At 71.3% G+C, this 17,595-nt stretch carries 18 protein-coding genes; 10 read left to right on the forward strand and 8 right to left on the reverse strand.

The genetic code is table 11. The features are described from left to right. Window positions 1–29 precede the first annotated feature (29 nt). From AB7V09_RS10830 to AB7V09_RS10840, 3 genes are read right to left on the reverse strand one after another with little or no spacing between them, the layout of a single operon-like run. The gene (locus AB7V09_RS10830; RefSeq protein ID WP_419143754.1) at window positions 30–959 is read right to left on the reverse strand and encodes an anti-sigma factor domain-containing protein; all 930 of its coding nucleotides are present in this window, start codon (window positions 957–959) and stop codon (window positions 30–32) included. Then, window positions 956–1,588 carry a sigma-70 family RNA polymerase sigma factor gene (locus AB7V09_RS10835; protein WP_419143755.1) on the reverse strand — a complete coding sequence of 211 codons (633 nt, stop codon included), beginning with the start codon at window positions 1,586–1,588 and terminating at the stop codon, window positions 956–958. Before AB7V09_RS10835 ends, AB7V09_RS10830 begins: the two co-directional genes overlap by 4 nt. A gap of 39 nt (window positions 1,589–1,627) precedes the next feature. Further along, on the reverse strand, window positions 1,628–3,334 hold the full coding sequence (locus AB7V09_RS10840) for a cytochrome c biogenesis protein CcdA (protein ID WP_419143756.1): 1,707 nt from the start codon (window positions 3,332–3,334) through the stop codon (window positions 1,628–1,630). 224 nt (window positions 3,335–3,558) lie between these two features. On the opposite strand from AB7V09_RS10840, the gene AB7V09_RS10845 reads away from it, so the two are divergent. Then, window positions 3,559–4,095, forward strand: coding sequence for a hypothetical protein (locus AB7V09_RS10845; protein ID WP_043538193.1), 537 nt, complete (start codon window positions 3,559–3,561; stop codon window positions 4,093–4,095). 276 nt (window positions 4,096–4,371) lie between these two features. Then, complete coding sequence (locus AB7V09_RS10850) at window positions 4,372–4,953, forward strand: YagU family protein (RefSeq protein ID WP_201444047.1); 582 nt, start codon at window positions 4,372–4,374, stop codon at window positions 4,951–4,953. Between the two features lie 223 nt (window positions 4,954–5,176). Here the strand turns inward: AB7V09_RS10850 and AB7V09_RS10855 are convergent, their stop codons facing one another. Together AB7V09_RS10855 and AB7V09_RS10860 are read right to left on the reverse strand one after the other, a co-directional pair. Beyond that, a complete protein-coding gene (locus AB7V09_RS10855; RefSeq protein WP_419143757.1) occupies window positions 5,177–5,959 on the reverse strand; it encodes a hypothetical protein in 783 nt (260 codons plus the stop codon). 18 nt (window positions 5,960–5,977) lie between these two features. Then, window positions 5,978–6,958, reverse strand: coding sequence for a 1,4-dihydroxy-2-naphthoate polyprenyltransferase (locus AB7V09_RS10860; RefSeq protein ID WP_314918997.1), 981 nt, complete (start codon window positions 6,956–6,958; stop codon window positions 5,978–5,980). Between the two features lie 177 nt (window positions 6,959–7,135). Between AB7V09_RS10860 and AB7V09_RS10865 the strand changes: the two genes are divergently transcribed. Together AB7V09_RS10865 and AB7V09_RS10870 are read left to right on the forward strand one after the other, a co-directional pair. Beyond that, window positions 7,136–8,197 (forward strand): ADP-ribosylglycohydrolase family protein, encoded by a 1,062-nt coding sequence (locus AB7V09_RS10865; protein WP_419143758.1) that lies wholly within the window; start codon window positions 7,136–7,138, stop codon window positions 8,195–8,197. Further along, a complete protein-coding gene (locus AB7V09_RS10870) occupies window positions 8,194–9,126 on the forward strand; it encodes a PfkB family carbohydrate kinase (protein WP_419143759.1) in 933 nt (310 codons plus the stop codon). Before AB7V09_RS10865 ends, AB7V09_RS10870 begins: the two co-directional genes overlap by 4 nt. On the opposite strand, the gene AB7V09_RS10875 is transcribed toward AB7V09_RS10870, so the two are convergent. Continuing rightward, a complete protein-coding gene (locus tag AB7V09_RS10875) occupies window positions 9,110–10,474 on the reverse strand; it encodes an AMP-binding enzyme (protein ID WP_419143760.1) in 1,365 nt (454 codons plus the stop codon). The genes AB7V09_RS10870 and AB7V09_RS10875 overlap by 17 nt on opposite strands. Before the next feature lie 109 nt (window positions 10,475–10,583). Between AB7V09_RS10875 and AB7V09_RS10880 the strand changes: the two genes are divergently transcribed. Further along, on the forward strand, window positions 10,584–11,027 hold the full coding sequence (locus AB7V09_RS10880) for a PLD nuclease N-terminal domain-containing protein (protein ID WP_419143761.1): 444 nt from the start codon (window positions 10,584–10,586) through the stop codon (window positions 11,025–11,027). A gap of 45 nt (window positions 11,028–11,072) precedes the next feature. Here AB7V09_RS10880 and AB7V09_RS10885 read toward each other — a convergent pair whose 3' ends face one another. Then, window positions 11,073–11,843 carry a hypothetical protein gene (locus tag AB7V09_RS10885; protein ID WP_419143762.1) on the reverse strand — a complete coding sequence of 257 codons (771 nt, stop codon included), beginning with the start codon at window positions 11,841–11,843 and terminating at the stop codon, window positions 11,073–11,075. Further along, window positions 11,840–12,580, reverse strand: a complete 741-nt coding sequence (locus AB7V09_RS10890) for a histidine phosphatase family protein (RefSeq protein ID WP_419143763.1) — start codon at window positions 12,578–12,580, stop codon at window positions 11,840–11,842. The genes AB7V09_RS10885 and AB7V09_RS10890 overlap by 4 nt, the downstream gene beginning before the upstream one ends. A gap of 60 nt (window positions 12,581–12,640) precedes the next feature. On the opposite strand from AB7V09_RS10890, the gene dapD reads away from it, so the two are divergent. The 5 genes from dapD to AB7V09_RS10915 form a co-directional block, all read left to right on the forward strand. Further along, the gene (dapD, locus tag AB7V09_RS10895) at window positions 12,641–13,624 is read left to right on the forward strand and encodes a 2,3,4,5-tetrahydropyridine-2,6-dicarboxylate N-succinyltransferase (RefSeq protein ID WP_419143764.1); all 984 of its coding nucleotides are present in this window, start codon (window positions 12,641–12,643) and stop codon (window positions 13,622–13,624) included. A 178-nt stretch (window positions 13,625–13,802) separates the two neighbouring features. Further along, window positions 13,803–14,582: a succinate dehydrogenase cytochrome b subunit gene (locus AB7V09_RS10900; protein ID WP_419143765.1), complete on the forward strand. Its 780-nt coding sequence runs from the start codon at window positions 13,803–13,805 to the stop codon at window positions 14,580–14,582. Further along, window positions 14,579–16,540: a fumarate reductase/succinate dehydrogenase flavoprotein subunit gene (locus tag AB7V09_RS10905; protein WP_419143766.1), complete on the forward strand. Its 1,962-nt coding sequence runs from the start codon at window positions 14,579–14,581 to the stop codon at window positions 16,538–16,540. The genes AB7V09_RS10900 and AB7V09_RS10905 overlap by 4 nt, the downstream gene beginning before the upstream one ends. Beyond that, the gene (locus AB7V09_RS10910; RefSeq protein ID WP_419143767.1) at window positions 16,537–17,292 is read left to right on the forward strand and encodes a succinate dehydrogenase/fumarate reductase iron-sulfur subunit; all 756 of its coding nucleotides are present in this window, start codon (window positions 16,537–16,539) and stop codon (window positions 17,290–17,292) included. The genes AB7V09_RS10905 and AB7V09_RS10910 overlap by 4 nt, the downstream gene beginning before the upstream one ends. Before the next feature lie 172 nt (window positions 17,293–17,464). Further along, window positions 17,465–17,595 (forward strand): helix-turn-helix domain-containing protein (locus AB7V09_RS10915; protein WP_419143769.1); only part of this gene is annotated, 131 nt, incomplete at its 3' end.

The raw sequence follows: 17,595 nt of genomic DNA on the forward strand, positions 1-17,595 counted from the left end.
GGCGCACCGCGCCCCACCCCAGTCCACCGCTAGGCGGAGTCTCCGGTGGGAGCGGCCGAGGACGCAGGACTGGGCGAACCGGTGGCAGCGCCGGACCGGCCGGCATCCTCACTCACTCTCAGGGTGACCAGGGGCGGCGTCGTCGGCTGGGCCGACCCTCCGGCCGGCTCCATGGTGATGACGATCTGCTGACCGGGCTTGGGCATGACGTCCAGGAAGGAGAAGCCGGCCCCGTCCCGGGGGTCGTAAACGCCCAGTGAGGTGGTCGTCTCCCCCTCCTTGAGCCAGACCTGGAGGCTGCGCCCACCGGCGGACTCCTTCATGGCGGCCGGCAGGGTCAGCGCGGTCATGCTCATGTCCCGGGACCAGGTGAGGGTCGCGACATGCCCGTCGGACATCGTGTCGGTGACCCGCTGGACGTCCTGGGCCTGGTTGAGGTGGGCGTAGTGCTGGGTCGACGCCATGGAGCTCGCCATGGAGTCCATGGCCTCATCGACCGCGCCCCGCACGCTCCAGCGCCCCACACCGATGCCGACACCGAGCAGGACCACGGCCGCGGCCGCCCGCAGCAGGCCGGCGCGCCAGGCCGAGCGGCGACGGCGGTGCGCATCGAGACTGAGGACCACAGAGTCCACCGAGTCGCCATCACTGCCACTGCCACCGTTGCTGCCGCCGACAGCGTCGCGGTCGCCGGCTTCCTCCTCCGCGGTGTCGTCGGCCTGGTCGGCACGTTCCGTCTGGGGCTCGCGCGCAATGGTCTCCAGAAGGGAGGCGCGGATCGCTGCCGGCGGGTCCACGGGCCGCAGCGAAGCACCCAGCAGGGCGGCCGCCTCCGAGTCGAGCTCGTCGTCGAAGAGCTCGACCACGTCACGCTCCTGCGCGCCGTCGAGCCCCTCGACGCCCTGCGCATCGGCCTCGCCGTTGATGGCGTCCTCGTGAGTCTTATCGCGGTCGCTCATGACTGCACCCCCAGCTCTCGTCGTAACCGTGCCATTCCGTCCCTGATGCGGGTTTTGACCGTTCCCAGCGGTGTGTTCGTGCGGCGGGCGATCTCGCGGTGGGTCAGGCCCGTGAAGTAGGCCAGCTCAATGGTGGAGCGGTAGGGCTCCCCCACCGCCTCGAGCGCCCGGTGCACCTGCTCGCCCACAAGTCTGTCCTCGACCTGCTGGACCGTCAGGTCGACGTCGGGCATGTAGTCATGCCATCGGCTCTCCCGGTCCCGGGAGGACTGGGAGGATCGGACCCGGTCGATGGCCCGGCGCCTGGCCATGGTCACCAGCCAGGCCCGGACACTACCTCGCGCCGGGGAGTAGGAGCCGGCTGTGCGCCACACCTCGAGGAAGACCTCCTGGAGAACCTCCTCGCTCTGGGCGCGATCGACGACGATCTGGAGGATCAGCGCGAACAGCCGGGAGGACCAGGCGTCGTAGAGACGGGCGAAGGCGTCGGCGTCACCGTCGGCCACCTGAGCGATCCACTCCCCCTCAGATCTGGCGGAACTACTGCTTGTCACAGGGGAATGGTAGGCGAGTGCACGGGCGGAGGCGGTGCGCGTCCCGTTCCGCGCCTCCAGCGTGGCCAGGCTCATCGCACCGTCTCCTGGGTCATCCCTGCACTCACCGCCGGGTCACCCGAAAGTGAAGGAGTAGAGCTGCAGCCCGGGCGAGGCCTCCAGCTCGAGCTCACCGGAGCCCACCTCCTCGGTGTGGACCAGCTCCATGCCATTGGGAACGCCGGAGACATGGGTGGTGCGGGTCTTCCCGTTGACCGTCCAGGTCAGGTCCCCCTCGCCGGAGACGACGAGGTTGACCTGCTTACCTCGGTAGGACAGGCGCAGGCGGCCCTTACCCTCGGTCGGGGTGATGGACTGCGGCTCCACTGTCCACGTGCCGTCCAGGGCGAAGGTGTCGGCCTGGAGCCGGGAGGGGAAGGAGAAGGCGTGTTGTCCCTTCTGGAGGGTTCCCTGGGCGAAGCCGGAGGCCCGGTCCGAGCCCAGGTAGGTCTCGGGGGTGCGGGGGCTGTTCGTGCCGGCGTCATCCTTCGCCTCGGAGAAGACGGGGGCGGGGAGGGTCACCTTCGGGTTAGCCTGCATGAGCAGCTCGCGGACGAGCTTCTCCGTGGCCGCCTCCCCGCCTTCTCCGACATGGGTCTGCCGGACGTTGCCCTGGGCGTCGGCCAGGTAGTGGGCGGGCCAGTAGTGGTTGTCGAAGTTGGTCCAGGTGGTCAGGTTGGAGTCGACGGCCACGGGGTAGGTGATGCCGAGGTGCTTGACGCCGCCACGCACGTTGTCCACCTCCTTCTCGAAGGCGTACTCCGGGGAGTGGACGCCGATCACCTGCAGGCCGGAGGCGGCATAGGTCTCGTAGAGCTTCTCGATGCCGGGGACCGAGCGCTGGCAGTTGATGCACGAGTAGGCGAAGAAGTCGACCAGGGTGACCTTGCCGGCGCGGCTCTGCTGGGTCAGGGGCTGGTCGCCGGGTGTGTTGATCCAGGCCACTGCGCCGTCGATGGCAGGGAGGGGGCCGCAGTCCCCGAGAGTGGCGGCTCCGGGGCGGCAGGGGCCGGATGCGGAGTCACCGTGGAGGAGGTCGTCGGTGCGGGCCTGGAGGGAGGCGGTGTAGTCGGGCAGGCGACGCTGGAGAGCGGCCGGGGCGTCCAGGACCAGGGCCACGGCCAGCCCGAGCATGACGACGCCGGCGGTGACGCGGATGGCGCGCTGGCGGGTGCGGAAGGCCTGAATCCTCTCCGTGATACCGCGTCCGGCCAGGGCGAAGGCCAGCAACGGGATCGCTGTGCCAACGGCGAAGGACACGGCCAGGGCGACGGTGTCGGCGCCAATCCTCCCGGTGGCTCCCGCGACAGCGACGGCCGCCAGGACCGGGCCCGCGCAGGGCACGTACGCAGCCCCCAGGACCAGGCCCAGAAGGAAGCCGTTGGAGGGGTTCTTCGAGCCGCCGAAGCGCTGGAAGCGCGCGAAGGGGCGCTCGAGGATCTCCATGACCTTCGGGACCATCATGCCCAGGCCGATCAGGGCGAGCATGACGATGCCGATCCAGCGGATGAGGTCCTGCGGCAGGTGGAGCAGGCTCAGCACGGTCGATCCGAGGAGCGTGAAGACCGTGAAACTGACCACAAGGCCGGTTACCACGAGGTAGGGGTGGAAGCGGGAGGCGAAGCCACCGTCGACCCCCTTGTCATCGCCGCCATCACCGCGTGCGCCCTGTGCTCCTGCGGAGAGGAGGATGACGGGGAGCACGGGAAGAACACACGGGGAGATACCCGTGATGAGCCCTCCCAGCAGCCCGATGGCCACCAGACTCGAGACGGTTGTCACGATACTTCACCCTTTCGGTCAGTTTCTTGTTGCTAGTCTCGAAAGAGGTTCGGAGCCATCGGCAACGGGGATTGTCGAACAACCACATAGCCGTCTATGACGATCATCACTCGTGACGGGCGTCGTCGGGTTCTTCCTCGAGCTCCATGGACGACGGCGTTCCGGACCCGCAAGAGCGGGCCATCCCGCTCTGACACTGCACCAGCAACCGCATAGGAGAACTCATGCGATTCACCGCTACACGTGCCAAGACCCTCGCCACCTCGCTCCTCATCGTGACCGCCGGCCTCGGTCTGGCGGCCTGCTCGGGTTCCAGCTCGAGTGACTCGACCACTCCCGCCACGAAGCAGACCGCGGGCAAGACCAGCGACGGCGGTGTTGCCACGCCCAGCGCTGACAGCAAGATGACCGGTGGCGCCACCGGTGGAAGCGCCCAGCCCACTGCTCCCCAGGGTCAGCAGCCCGGCGGTGACAACCAGCAGGGTGGCCAGCAGCCCGGTCAGCAGGGCGGTGCGGACAGCAGCGCAGGCACCCAACAGGGTGGTCAGCAGCCCGGCGGTGACAACCAGCCCGGTGGCCAGCAGCAGGGCGGCGACAACCAGCAGGGTGGCCAGCAGCAGGGCGGTTCCCTTCAGGGCGACAACCAGCCCGGCGGCCAGCAGCCCGGTCAGCAGCAGGGTGGACAGCAGCCCGGCCAGCAGGGTGGTGCGGACAGCAGCGCCGGTGCCCAGCAGGGGGGCCAGCAGGGCGGCGGCAACTGAGCCGGTAGACCTGCGTTATCCGTCTGGCGAGGGCCTCGTGGCAGCAATGGCTGCGGCGAGGTCCTCGCCGGCTTTTCTCCACGGTTCGACGTCGGTCGCACCACGGCGCAACGGGGGCGAGCGAGGGGATCCTGACGACGTTGCGGCCCGGCCGCCTCCCGTGCCAGGCTTCCGGGAGGCCGGGCCGGTGGACAACGGACGACTAAGACACCGTTCGATCTGCAAGCCGTCCACCGGCCCGGTCTCCGTGTTTGTTCCCTCAACCTGGAGACACCCATGCTGTCCACTCTGTTGAAGAGAACCGATCCTGCGCGGCGCCGAGTCGGCACCGCGATCATCGTCGGCATCATCGGAGGCTTCTTCTCCGCCATCGTCAAGTTCGGCTGGGAGGTCCCCTTCCCGCCCCGCACGCCGGAGCGCAATGCCACCAACCCGCCCCAGCAGCTCCTGGAGCAGCTGGGGATGACCCCGGAGCAGTCCCACACCGCCGTCACCTTCAACGGCAATGAGGGGCTGCCGATCTACTCCTTCATCATCCACTTCAGCTTCGCGATCGTCTTCGCCGTCTTCTACTGCGTCATGGCGGAGTACTACAAGTCGATCACGCTGTGGCAGGGGGCGGCCTTCGGTCTGCTCGTGTGGGTGGGGGCGCACCTGGTGCTCATGCCGCTGACGGGCACGGTGCCCTCGCCCTTCCCGTGGGTCGCCGGTGGGCAGACCTGGGCGGAGCACTTCTCCGAGGCGCTGGGGCACGTCATCTGGTTGTGGTCGATCGAGCTCGTGCGTCGAGACGTGCGCAACCGCATCACCCACCAGCCCGACCCGTGGGTTCCGCTCGACGCCGAACCGGCCCGCTGAGCCCTCAGGGCTCGGCTCGCCCGTCATCAGTGCGGCCGTCGGCGTCCGCCAGTACTCCACGAGGGTCGGGGGCTACTGGGTGAGCCTCGGGTGTACTCCACGAGGGCCGGGGTCTCGTGCAGTACGCACAAACCTCGGCCAGTGCACCCCCATCCTCGTGCAGTGCACGTCACGGGGAGGTCGCCGGCTCCATGCACAGGTCCCGTGGGTCGTAAGGTCCGATCTACCAGGGAAGGAAGCCCGGGTAGGACTCGAAGGGGTAGAGCCGCCTCGGCAGGTACTGCTTCTGCTCCGCCCACTCGATGAGGGCGCGCCAATCGCGGGCGATACGCTCCTGAGCCTCCTGACGCCGGTCGTCAGGTCGAGACAGGCGCACGAATCCGGGGATGATCGTCGAAGTTCTGTCCAACCGCCAGAACGTGCCCTGCTTGTCGAATGCCTTGACCAGCGCCATGCGGTCCCTCGGCGGGAGACCCGCCAGCGGATCAGGGCGATCCCCCTGTACCGCCCCGGCCCCAACGAACCTGGCCCACTGCTCCATGGTCGTCAGATGCAACGCCAGATTGTGAGTATCGGGAGGTGTGAAGCCGTGGATGTCATAGGGCGCCTCCTGAAGGTCCACACGCGCCGTCTCGCGAAAGGCCACCCAGGGGATGTCCTTGCGCCACCACCAGCATCCGATGAACCGGAAGATGTGCACGCCCGAGGCGTTGAACACGGTGAAGCTCAGCAGCCGGATCCCCATGAGAGAGGCCACGAGCAGGGCCCCCAACACAAAGGCCCAGATCCCGTTCCCGTCGGGCACCCCCACCAGCTCCAGAAGCACTCCGATGGTGATTCCCACGACAGCCGCCAGAGGCGGGCCAGCAACGAGATGCAGCAGGATGTACCCCGGGTTGCGCAGTGCGGTGAAGATGAGGAATCGCCGCTCGATCCAGCGGGACGGAACCAGCGCCCAGTCGATGTACTTCGTTGACCGCTCGAGGTCTCGACTCGTGTGGTCCACGTCCGCCCCGCCCCGGGCTCACAGGGTGATGATGACGGTGGCGGCGGCGAAGACGACGCCGTAGGCCAGCTCCAGCAGGCCGGCGTCACGCAGGGAGGCAATAAGAGCGCGCCCCCGGGCGCCGGAGCGGACCGGCGCGGTGGCCCGGCGCACCAGTGGCAGGAGCAGGAGCGGTGCCGCCAGCGCGATGACCAGGGTCAGCAGCGGGCTGATGTGCCCGCCGCCGTCGACGGGGCTGGCCGAACCGGTCTCGCGCGCCCACACCAGGGCGACCGGCCCCAGCAGCAGAGGCACGTGAAGCATGAGGGAGAAGGCGCGCCGGGCGCCCTCCTCCCCCAGGCGGACCGCCAGGGTCATCTTGCCGTGGGCGGGGTCGGTGTCGATGTCGCGCAGGTTGTTGACCATGAGCAGGGAGCAGGCGAGCAGGCCGATCCCGCAGGCCGAGGGCCACAGCCACCCCGGCACCGTGCCGGCCTGGACGTAGGTGGTGCCCACCGTGGCCACCAGGCCGAAGAAGACGAAGACGAAGACCTCCCCCAGGCCGGCGTAGCCGTAGGGGTGGGAGCCTCCGGTGTAGAACCAGGCGGCCGCGATCGCCGCGGCCCCGACGGCGAGCAGCCACCACTGGCCGCTGAGGACCACGAGTGCCAGGCCCAGGAGGGCTCCAATCCCGAAGCAGCCGAGGGCGGCGAGCTTGACGGTGCGGGGGGCGACCTGCCCGGAGGCGGTCAGGCGCGGCGGCCCGGTGCGATCGTCGTCGGTGCCGCGCACGCCGTCGGAGTAGTCATTGGCCAGGTTGCAGCCGATCTGCAGCGCCAGGGCCACGCCCGCGGCCAGCAGGCTCCGCAGCACTGAGAGCTCCCCCATCGCGGCGGCTGCCCCGGCGCCCAGGATGACGGGGGCGACGGCGGCCGGCAGGGTGCGCAGTCGCACCACCTCCCCCCAGCTGGTGGCGCGGGGGCCGCTGTTCTGCGGGTGCTCGCCGTTCTCGCCGCTCACGGCTTCCTCCGATCCTCTCGCAGTCCTCTAGGGTAGGCGGCAGTGACCCTACCAGCGCCGTGGCCCTCACCGGTGCGGCGCCTGAGCCACACCTCGGCCGGTGAGGCAGCCGGCACCGCGATCGCCAGAAGGACCTCCGTGAGACACCCCGATCCCCGCCCTCGCACTCCTTCACCCATGCCTGAGCCCGTGGCGGCTGAGCCCCCGGCACGCGAACGCGCCCTGGGAGCGCTGACCGGGCTGGCCCTCGGCGACGCACTGGGGATGCCCACCCAGTCGATGAGCCCGGCACAGATCCGCCGGTGCTACGGCGAGATCACCGGGCTGCGAGACGCCGTCGCCGAGCAGCCCATCGCCCCCTCAGCACCTGCTGGCACCGTCACGGATGACACCGAGCAGGCTCTCATCCTGGCCGGTCTCCTCATCGACGGTGGCGGCCGCATCGACCCCCACCAGCTCGCTGATGCCCTCCTGCGCTGGGAGGACGATATGCGCGCCCGTGGGTCCCTGGACCTGCTGGGGCCCTCCACCAAACTCGCTCTGGAGCGGGTGCGCGCCGGGGCGGACCCGCACTGCACCGGCAGACAGGGCACCACCAACGGCGCCGCGATGCGGGTGGCCCCGGTGGGCATCGCCTTCTCCGTGAGTGCCGACGGCGACGCGCTGGCCCGGGCCGTTCAGGCCTCCTGCCTGGTCACCCACGACACCCGGCAGGGCTTCGAGGCCGCTGGGCTCCTCGCCGCAGCGGTCAGCGCGGCCATCGACGGCGTCGACGTGGTGGGTGCGTTGGAGGCGGCGCTGGACTTCGTGGCCGCCCACCCCGAGGCGGGCCACTGGACGGAGAAGGCCTCCGTTGCCGCCCGTACCCGCCTGGCCCTGGAGACGAGTCGCGATCTGCACGGGGAGGCCCTGGCCGAGCATCTGCGCACGTACGTCGGAACCTCGGTGGAGTCGGCCGAGTCGGTCCCCTGCGCGCTGGTGATCGTGCGGGAGTTCGCACAGCGGCCCCTGGACGGGCTGTGCTTCGCCGCTGAGCTCGGGGGAGATACTGACACCATTGCCGCGATGGCCGGTGCGGTCCTGGGGGCGAGCGCGCCCCATCTTCTCCCCGTCGAGCTGGTCGATCGGGTGCTGGAGCGCTCCGGCCTGCACCTCGAGCCGGTCTGTGAGGCGCTGCTGGCGCTGCGCGGCGGCAGCGGGCGCTGTCAGCCAGACGCTCCGGACCAGAGGCGGTCATGACAGGACGGGTTATTCACACCGGTCAGGTCGTCATTGACCTGACCTTGCGCATCGAGGCGATTCCCGAGCCCGGCGGTGACGTGTTCGCCGACGAGTCCTCCATGGCCGTCGGCGGCGGCTTCAACGTGCTGGCCGCCGCCCGCCGGATGGGGGTCGAGACCCTGTACGCGGGGCCGCTGGGCGAGGGGCCCTTCGCCGAGGCGGCCCGGCGGGCCCTGGAGGAGATCGGGGTGGATCATGTCGGCCCGGTCGCCCCCGGCGACCAGGGCTACTGCGTGGCCATGACCGATGCGAGGGCCGAGCGCACCTTCATCTCCACCTGCGGGGCCGAGACTCGTGGCCCGGCGGATGCCTTCGACCACCTGGAAGTGAGCGACGACGACGTCGTCTACCTCTCCGGCTACTCCCTGGCTGATGAGGCCTCCAGGGTGGCGCTGGAGCGGTTGGCCAGGAGACTGACCAAGGCCCGAGCGGGGTGCACGGCACTGTTCGACGTCTCCCCCATGATTGGTTCGGTCCCCATGAGCTCGCTGGAGCACCTCGGTGCGCTGAGGCCCGTCTGGTCGCTCAATGAGCGTGAGGCCGGGCTGCTCGCCGATCGTCTGGAGCTGCGGGTGGAGGCCGGTGACCACGCCGGCGTCTGCGAGGCACTATCGGGTCGGCTCGGCACCGTGCTGGTGCGGGTCGGGGAGCAGGGCTCCTGGTTCTCCGACGGCGGCGCGGCGCGCCATACCCCAAGCATCCCGGTGACGCCGGTGGACACCAACGGGGCCGGTGACGCGCACTCCGGTGTCCTGGCGGCGGCCCTGGCCCGGGGCGTCGACCTGACGACGGCGCTGCGCTGGGCGAATGTGGCCGGAGCCTTGACTGTGACGCACTTCGGCCCGGCCACCTGCCCGAGTGAGGCGGAGATCAGAGCTCTGGTGTAGAAGGCTCCGGGGTCACATCCGTCGTGGTCGCGGCGAGGAGCCGGGCGACCTCGCGCCGGTCGACCTTCCCGCTGGGGCGCAACGGCAGGGCCTCCAGGACGAGGACCCGTTTGGGGGCGTGGGCGCCGTCCAGCCGGGCGCGGGCGGCCTCGCGCAGGGCGGCACCGTCCCAATGCTTCGGGCCACCCGGCCTCCTCCCCGTCTCAAGCACGACGGCGGCGACGACGGTGCTTCCCCACTGCTCGTCGGGCAGGCCGACGACGCAGGCCTCGGCCACGCCGTCGATACAGGTGAGGGCCTCCTCCACGTGGCGGGGCTCGACCTTGACGCCCCCGGTGATGATGACGTCGTCCAGGCGGCCCAGGACCTCCAGGCGCCCGTCGGGGTGCAGCCGGCCGCGGTCGGAGGTGGCCAGGACCCGCCTGGCGCCACTGCGGTGGAAACCCTCGCCGGCGTTGGGACTGCCTGCGGGGCTGTGGCCGGGGGTGTGGAGGTACTCCTCGGCCAGGACGGGACCGGAGATGAGGATGCGGCCGGCGCCCTCGGCGTCGGGGGCCTGGATGGCGATCTCGACCCCCTCCAGGGGTCGGCCGTTGTAGACGCAGCCCCCGCCGGTCTCGCTCATGCCGTAGGTGGTGACCACGGTGACGCCCGCCCCGCGGGCCCGGGTCAGCAGCGCGGGGTCTGCGGCGGCGCCGCCCAGGAGGACGGCGTCGGCTGCTGCCAGGGCCCGGCGGGCCTGCGGGTCCTGCAGGACGCGCACCAGCTGGGTGGGGACCAGGGAGACGTAGAGCCGACAGGCGGCCGCCCCGGTGGACCGGCGCGCCGAGAGCAGGGCCTCCGCGAGCGCCGTCGGGCTGAATCCTGCGCTCGTGTCGACCACGACCGGCTCGGTTCCTGCGTCCAGGGAGCGGATGAGGATCTGCAGGCCGGCGACGTGGTGGGCCGGCAGGGGCAGGAGCCAGGTTCCCGGGCCGCCGAGGCGCGCGTGAGTGGCGCGGGCGGAGGCCATGAGGGCGGCGGTGCGCATGGCGATGAGTCGGCCGGTACCGGTGGTGGAGCCCGACGTGCGCAGGATGAGGTCTGTGCGTGCCGGGACACGGGTGATACGGCGGGCCAGGTCGGACCGGACCCGCCCCTCGTCCTCCCCAGGGGCGATGGGGACGAGCAGCGGGAGTGGTGAGCCCGTCCGGCGCTCCCCGTCCTCGGCGGTGGGGGCGGGGAGTCCATCGTGGGTGGTGAGCAGGCCGCGCAGGGCCAGGCGCTCGGCAAGGGCGGTGCGCAGGGCGGCGACGTCGTCGGGGGCGGTTCCGCCGGTCAGGAGGCGGAGGGCGGGCGGGGCGGGCACCCCATGATCGTGCCACGGCCCGGGCCGGCTGGGGATGAGGCGGGGGCTCCGAGAGGGTTCGGGCAGGTGCGGGGTCTGCGGGGCTCTCCGGCTCGGTTAGGGTTGGACCATGCGTATCGTCCTCATCGTCCTGGTGTTCGCTCTGACGCTGTACGCCCTGTTGGACTGCGCACGCACGCCGGATGAGAGCATGCCGGCCAGGATGCCGAAGTACCTGTGGATCACCCTGGTCGTGCTGTTCCCGACCATCGGCCCGATCGCCTGGATCATCTTCTCGCGGGTCAAGGCCGCTGAGGAGCGCGGCGGCTACGTCGAGCCCACCGTGTGGTCCTCCAAGGAGGGCACGACCTTCCGTCGCCCGCAGCGCCCCCGGCCCGTGGCGCCCGACGACGACCCGGAGTTCCTCAGGGACCTGGAGCAGGACATCCGCCGTCGCAAGCACCACCCGCCAGAGCCCACCGGCGGTCACGGCACCAGCAATGACGGAGTTGACGAGGATCCTGAGGCCGGCGAGACGGGCGGGACCGACCGCTCCGGGACCGACTCACACTGACCAGCACTGACGGGTGCGCGCCGGCCCGGCCTCGGCGCTCCGGCCTCAGGGCAGGGCGGGGCGGGCCTGGGGCCAGGGGGTGGTGTCGACGTCGTATCCGTGGGCGGCGGCGTGGATGAGCCAGTCACCGGGGATCCAGGTGCGCCCGACGAGCTGGGGGTGCTCGGGCATGAAGCGCACCGACCACAGGATGAGGACGAGCTCGACCCACTGGGCCCGGATCTTCAGGCGCACCGAGCCGGAGGCGTTGGCCGCGGCGACGACGATCTCGCCGGTGGCGGTGAGCTGGACCTCCTGGATGTCGGCGTAGGAGATGGGCATGACGCCCTCCCCCGTGCCCAGGTAGATGCCGTGGGTGGACACACTCAGGCGGGCGCCGGCCAGGTGGCGCCACTTCTCGACGGCGTCGGCCTCGGCGGCGCGTCGTCGCCGGTGGTTGAGGTAGGCCTGTCCGCCGAAGAAGGCGGCCGTCAGGGCCAGGCCGACGGGGCCGCCCGCCAGGAAGAAGCCCCGGGAGGGGTTGTAGGTGGCGTCCCCGCGCCGCCACATGAGCAGCTCGGCGTCGCAGGTGGCCAGCATGACCTCCCCGGATCCCAGGGCGGGGCGCACGGGGTCGATGGTCGGTGAGACCGGGTTGGGGCGGCGGCCCTGGCGGGTGGCGGTCAGGACGGCGGCGGTGTGCCACCACACGAAGTCCTGTCCGGTCCAGGGGCGGCGCGGGGCGGGGCGGGCGCGACCGGGCCGGCTGACCTCGCCGGACGGGCCGGTGCGCACGACCTCGCCGCCGAGCGGGCGCGAGGGCGGCTGCTGGGTCACCGGGCCGCCTCGGCGTGCCCGGCGGGGCTGACAGGGCCGGCAGAGCTGCCGGGGCTGCCGGGGCCGACACAGCCCGCGGTCTGGGCGGAGGAGGTTCCGGGCACCATGTCGCGGGCCTGGCGCAGCAGGTCGCCGGCCGGCTCCCAGTAGGCCAGCCCCACCAGGGTGCGGTCCTCGAAGGTCAGGGAGGTCAGGGAGGCCAGGGCGCACTGGCGGCGGCGCGGGTCGTGGGCCAGGGGGCGCCCCTCCAGGAAGAGGCGCAGCGACCAGACGGGCAGCTGGTGGGAGACGAGGAGCGCCTCGTGGCCCTCGGCGAGGTCGAGCGCGGAGACGACGGCGCCGCGCATGCGCTCGACGATCTCCCGGTAGGGCTCGCCCCAGGAGGGGCGCAGCGGGTTGACGTAGCTGGACCAGTAGGTGGGGTGGGCCAGGATCCAGCGGTTGCGGTTGACGGCCACGCCCTCGAAGGAGTTGCCGGCCTCGATGAGTCGGGGATCCGTCGTCGGCGCCAGGCCGAAGGCGGCGGCGGTGGGGGCGCCGGTCTCCCGGGCCCGCTCCAGGGGTGAGGTGATGACCCGGGTGATGTCGTGCCCGGAGGCGGACAGGACGTCGGCGACCTGCTGGGCCATCTGGTGCCCCAGGGCGGACAGGTGGTACCCGGGCAGGCGGCCGTAGAGGATGCCGCCTGGGTTGTGCACCTCGCCGTGCCGCATGAGGTGGATCGTCGTGCGCGCCATGCGGCGATTCTCGCACGCCCACCGGCAACGGTCAGCCACCGGGGACCGTAGGGTGTTCCCATGACGACTCGCAGCGCATGGGGTCTCGGCCTGGCGACCGTGACCGACGACGGCAACACCCTCGACGTGTGGTACCCCCGACCGGTTCTCGGCGACGAGCCCGAGGACGGGCACGCAGACCTCCTGGCCTCCCTGAGCGCCATGGAGCGGCGCGATGAGGCCCGCGGCGTCCACACCACCGTGGTGCGCACCTGGGCCGACCTCGACGACGCCCCCCAGACCGTGGCCGGCGCCTACCTGCGCCTGCACACGCTGTCCCACCGCCTGGTCAAGCCCAACACCGTCAACCTGGACGGGATCTTCTCCCGCCTGCCCAACGTGGTGTGGACCTCCGCCGGCCCCTGCCGCGCCGAGGACTTCGAGAACACCCGCATGCGCCTGCGCGCCGCCGTGGGGCGCCCCGTCCAGGTGCACTCAGTGGACAAGTTCCCCCGCATGACCGACTACGTGCTGCCCTCGGGGGTGCGCATCGGCAACGGCGCGAACGTGCGCCTGGGCGCCTACCTGTCCGAGGGCACCACTGTCATGCACTCCGGCTTCGTCAACTACAACGCCGGGACGCTGGGGCGCTCCATGGTCGAGGGCCGCATCTCCCAGGGGGTCGTCATCGGCGACGGCTCCGACGTCGGCGGCGGCGCCTCCACGATGGGCATGCTCTCGGGCGGCGGGCGCCAGCGCGTGGCCCTGGGCAAGCGCTGCCTGCTGGGGGCGAACTCGGGGCTCGGGATCCCGCTGGGTGACGACTGCGTCGTCGAGGCCGGCCTGTACCTGACGGCCGGCACGAAGGTCTCCCTCATGCCGCAGGGCGGCGTGGTGCCCGGCAACCTCGGCCTGTTCAAGGAGCCGCGCGTGGTCCCGGCCCGCGAGCTGGCCGGCGCCTCCAACGTCCTGTTCCGCCGCAACTCCCAGTCCGGCGCCGTCGAGGCCCTGGCCCGCGGTGGCAAGAGCATTGAGCTGGGCTCGCCCCAGCACGCCGGCCAGTAGGGCTCTCCTCCTACTCCCCCGCCGCCGCGCTTCTCGTACCGGCCGTCTTCCGCCTCAACCGCGGAAGGCGGCCGGTCGCGTCGGACGCCCTCGAAGGACAAGGCGCATTCCCCACACCAGCATCACAGTGTTCGTTATCATAGTGATGGGTTGTTCTACGCAATGGAGGGGAGGGCAGATGGCTGCGACATCCACGGCCACCCGTGTCCCCGAGGCTGCTCAGCCTGTTGGCGACGCGCTTCCTCCCCGGCGCAGGCGCCGCACCCCCGTGTGGGCCTCACAGCGCGTCCTCAAGGCGACGATGGCGATCACCGGCACGATCATGGCCCTGTTCGTCGTGGTCCACATGGTCGGCAACCTCAAGGTTCTCGCGGGCCCGCAGGCCTTCAACGGCTACGCCGCCTGGCTGCGGCAGGTCGCCTACCCACTCCTGCCGCACGAGGGGCTCCTGTGGGCGATGCGCCTGGTCCTGGGAGCCTGCGTCGCGGCGCACGTCGCGGCGGGAATCGCGCTGTGGCGCCGGGCGAGGAGCGCTCGTGGGGCCTTCCGGCGCCGGGCCCTGCCCGCCCGCACCATCGGCGCCCGCTCCATGCTGGCGACCGGTGTCCTCATCGGGGTCTTCGTCCTCATCCACGTCCTCGACCTGACCATCGGCCGCCTCATCGCCCCTGAGAGCTTTCAGGCGCCGACGACGTCGAACGGCGAGCTGCAGGTCAGCGCCTACCACAACCTCGTGGCGAGCCTGTCACGCCCCGGCATGGCGCTCTTCTACAGCCTGGTCATGCTGGCACTCTCCCTCCATCTGGCGCAGGGCCTGTGGAACGTGGTCATCGACCTGGGCGGCACCGGCCCCAGGCTGCGCAAGGCCTGCCGCGCCCTCGCCCTGACCGTGGCCCTGGCCGTCGCCGTCGTCAACGGCCTGCTGCCGGTGCTCATCTGCACGGGGGTGATCGGATGAGCGCGAGTGTGCCGGGCGCCGTCGGCGGCCTCTACGACGTCGGCGAGAACCTGGATGCGCGCCTGCCGGACTGCCCGCCCGAGCAGGCCTGGGCGCGCCGGCGCGACGAGTACCGCCTGGTCAATCCCGCCAACCGCCGCAAGCTGACCGTCATCGTGGTGGGCACCGGACTGGCCGGTTCCGGGGCGGCCGCGACCCTGGGGCGCCTGGGGTACCGGGTGGAGTGCTTCAGCCTGCACGACGCCCCGCGGCGCGCCCACTCGGTGGCCGCACAGGGTGGGATCAACGCCGCCCGGGCCCGCAAGGTCGACGGCGACTCCCTGACGCGCTTCGTCAAGGACACCGTCAAAGGCGGGGACTACCGGGGACGGGAGGCCGACGTCGTGCGCCTGGGGCTGGAGTCCGGCCGGGTCATCGACCACATGGAGGCGATCGGGGCGCCCTTCGCCCGCGAGTACGGCGGCCAGCTCGCCACCCGCTCCTTCGGCGGGGTGCAGGTCTCACGCACCTACTACACGCGCGGACAGACCGGCCAGCAGCTGGAGATCGCCTGCGCCCAGGCCCTCCAGGAGCAGGTCGCTGCCGGGAGCGTCCGCATGCACACCCGCACCGAGATGCTCGATCTCATCGTGGCCGACTCCCGCGCACAGGGCATCGTCACCCGAGACCTGCTCTCCGGCGAGGTACAGGCCCACACCGCGCACGCCGTCGTGCTGGCCACCGGCGGCTACGGCAGCGTCTACCACTACTCGACCCTGGCCATGGCCTCTAACGCCACTGCCACCTGGCGCGCCCACCGGCGTGGGGCGGCCTTCGCCTCGGCCTGCATGGTGCAGTTCCATCCCACGGCGCTGCCGGTGAGCTCCCACTGGCAGTCCAAGACGACGCTCATGAGCGAGTCGCTGCGCAACGACGGGCGCATCTGGGTGCCCGTGTGCCCCGGGGACGAGCGGGCCCCGAACGAGATCCCCGAGGACGAGCGCGACTACTACCTGGAGCGCAAGTACCCGGCCTTCGGCAACCTCACCCCGCGCGACGTCGCCTCGCGCAACGCCCGCGAGCAGATCGAGTCCGGCCGCGGCGTCGGGCCGCTGCGCAACTCGGTCTACCTCGACTTCCGCGACGCGCTGGAGCGGCTGGGCCAGGAGACCATCGCCTCGCGCTACGGCAACCTGTTCGAGATGTACCTCGATGCCACCGGGGAGGACCCCTACGAGGTGCCCATGCGCATCGCCCCGGGAGCCCACTTCACGATGGGCGGGCTGTGGGTGGACTTCGACCAGATGTCCACCATCCCGGGACTGTTCGTGGGCGGGGAGGCCTCGAACAACTACCACGGCGCCAACCGCCTGGGGGCGAACTCGCTGCTGAGCGCCAGCGTGGACGGCTGGTTCGTGCTTCCGCTGGCCGTGCCGAACTACCTGGCCGGGCTGGTGGGAAGCAAGCCCCTGAGCCCCGACGCGCCGGAGGCGCTCCAGGCCGTGGCCGACACCCGCGAGCGCATTGAGGCGCTCATGGCGGTGGGCGGGACCCACCGTCCGGTGTGGTTCCACCGCCGGCTGGGTGAGGTCCTTTACGCCGGCTGCGGGGTCAGCCGTTCCGAGGCGGGACTGCTGCGTGCCCTGGAGGAGGTGCGCGCCCTGCGCGAGGAGTTCTGGGCCGACGTCACCGTGGTCGGTGGCCAGGCGCGCCTCAACCAGGAGCTGGAGAAGGCGCTGCGGGTCGCCGACTTCCTGGAGCTGGCGGAGGTCATGGTCCTCGACGCCCTGGACCGGCGCGAGTCCGCCGGCGCCCACTTCCGCGAGGAGTACGCGACCCAGGGCGGCGAGGCTCAGCGCGATGACGAGACCTGGTGCTCGGTATCGGCCTGGCAGACCGGGGACGACGGCGGGCACACGCGCCGCACGGAGCCACTGAGCTTCTCGCTGGTGCCCATGCAGGTGAGGGACTACCGATGAGGATCGAGCTGGAGATCTGGCGGCAGGACGGGCCGCGGGCGCGGGGCTTCTTCGAGAGTCACGTGGTGGAGGACGCTGAGCCGCAGATGAGTCTGCTGGAGCTGCTCGACCGCCTCAACGACCAGATCATTGAGGCCGGCGGCGAGCCCGTGGTCTTCGAGTCGGACTGCCGGGAGGGGGTGTGCGGGGCCTGCGGCTTCCTCGTCAACGGGGTGCCGCACGGGCCGCTGGACACGACCCCGGCCTGCCGTCAGCACCTGCGGGCCTTCCCCGGGGTCACGCGCTTCCGACTGGAGCCGTGGAGGTCGGCGGCCTTCCCGGTCATCCGGGACCTGGTGGTGGACCGCACGGCGCTCGACGAGCTCATCCGGGCGGGCGGAACCGTGGACGTGGCCGCGGGGACCGCGCCGGATGCCGACGACGTCGCCCAGGGGCACCTGCAGGCGGAGCGGGCACTGGACTTCGCCGCCTGCATCGGCTGCGGGGCCTGTGTGGCGGCCTGCCCGAACGGGGCGGCGGCGCTCTTCGCGGGGGCGAAGCTGGCGCACCTGTCGCTCATGCCGCAGGGGCGTATCGAACGGGGGCGCCGGGCTCGGGCGATGACGCGGGAGCTCGATGCGCTCTTCGGGCCGTGCTCGGAGTACGGCGAGTGCGTGCCAGCGTGCCCGGCCGGCATCCCGATCGAGGCGATCGCGCTGCTCAACCGGGAGGTGCTGCGCGCCGGTCTGCGCGGGGCGACCCGCGACGACTAGGGCCCGTTGCACAAATAGGGACGCATCCGCGAGTTCGTACCTTAGGTGTACTGATCGGGAGGGTTGGTTGAGGGGGTGTGATCTGAGTCTTTGAGGTGAGGAGAGCGCCTTGGGCTGGTTGAGTGGAGGTATTGCAGTTCCCCATCAGCCAGACACGAAAGGTGCTCTCCTCATGTCCCACGCTAACGCAGCCCTGACCCCGCGTGCTCGTGTGAAGGTCGCCCGCCTGGTGGTTGAGGAGGGCTGGCCCGTCAGCGAGGTTGCTGCCCGGTTCCAGTGCTCATGGCCCACCGTCAAGCGCTG

The organism is Actinomyces sp. SKVG-SVH-4(1), assembly GCF_048514265.1.
Classification (GTDB): Bacteria; Actinomycetota; Actinomycetes; order Actinomycetales; family Actinomycetaceae; genus Actinomyces; species Actinomyces oris.

Bases quoted from the DNA above. Each gene is read 5' to 3' on its own strand.
- AB7V09_RS10910 (WP_419143767.1), top strand. From the start codon at position 16,537: ATGAGGATCGAGCTGGAGATCTGGCGGCAGGACGGGCCGCGGGCGCGG.
- AB7V09_RS10890 (WP_419143763.1), bottom strand. From the start codon at position 12,580: ATGGCGCGCACGACGATCCACCTCATGCGGCACGGCGAGGTGCACAAC.
- AB7V09_RS10845 (WP_043538193.1), top strand. From the start codon at position 3,559: ATGCGATTCACCGCTACACGTGCCAAGACCCTCGCCACCTCGCTCCTC.
- AB7V09_RS10835 (WP_419143755.1), bottom strand. From the start codon at position 1,588: ATGAGCCTGGCCACGCTGGAGGCGCGGAACGGGACGCGCACCGCCTCC.
- AB7V09_RS10880 (WP_419143761.1), top strand. From the start codon at position 10,584: ATGCGTATCGTCCTCATCGTCCTGGTGTTCGCTCTGACGCTGTACGCC.
- AB7V09_RS10865 (WP_419143758.1), top strand. From the start codon at position 7,136: ATGCCTGAGCCCGTGGCGGCTGAGCCCCCGGCACGCGAACGCGCCCTG.
- AB7V09_RS10905 (WP_419143766.1), top strand. From the start codon at position 14,579: ATGAGCGCGAGTGTGCCGGGCGCCGTCGGCGGCCTCTACGACGTCGGC.
- AB7V09_RS10830 (WP_419143754.1), bottom strand. From the start codon at position 959: ATGAGCGACCGCGATAAGACTCACGAGGACGCCATCAACGGCGAGGCC.
- AB7V09_RS10900 (WP_419143765.1), top strand. From the start codon at position 13,803: ATGGCTGCGACATCCACGGCCACCCGTGTCCCCGAGGCTGCTCAGCCT.
- AB7V09_RS10870 (WP_419143759.1), top strand. From the start codon at position 8,194: ATGACAGGACGGGTTATTCACACCGGTCAGGTCGTCATTGACCTGACC.
- AB7V09_RS10850 (WP_201444047.1), top strand. From the start codon at position 4,372: ATGCTGTCCACTCTGTTGAAGAGAACCGATCCTGCGCGGCGCCGAGTC.
- dapD (WP_419143764.1), top strand. From the start codon at position 12,641: ATGACGACTCGCAGCGCATGGGGTCTCGGCCTGGCGACCGTGACCGAC.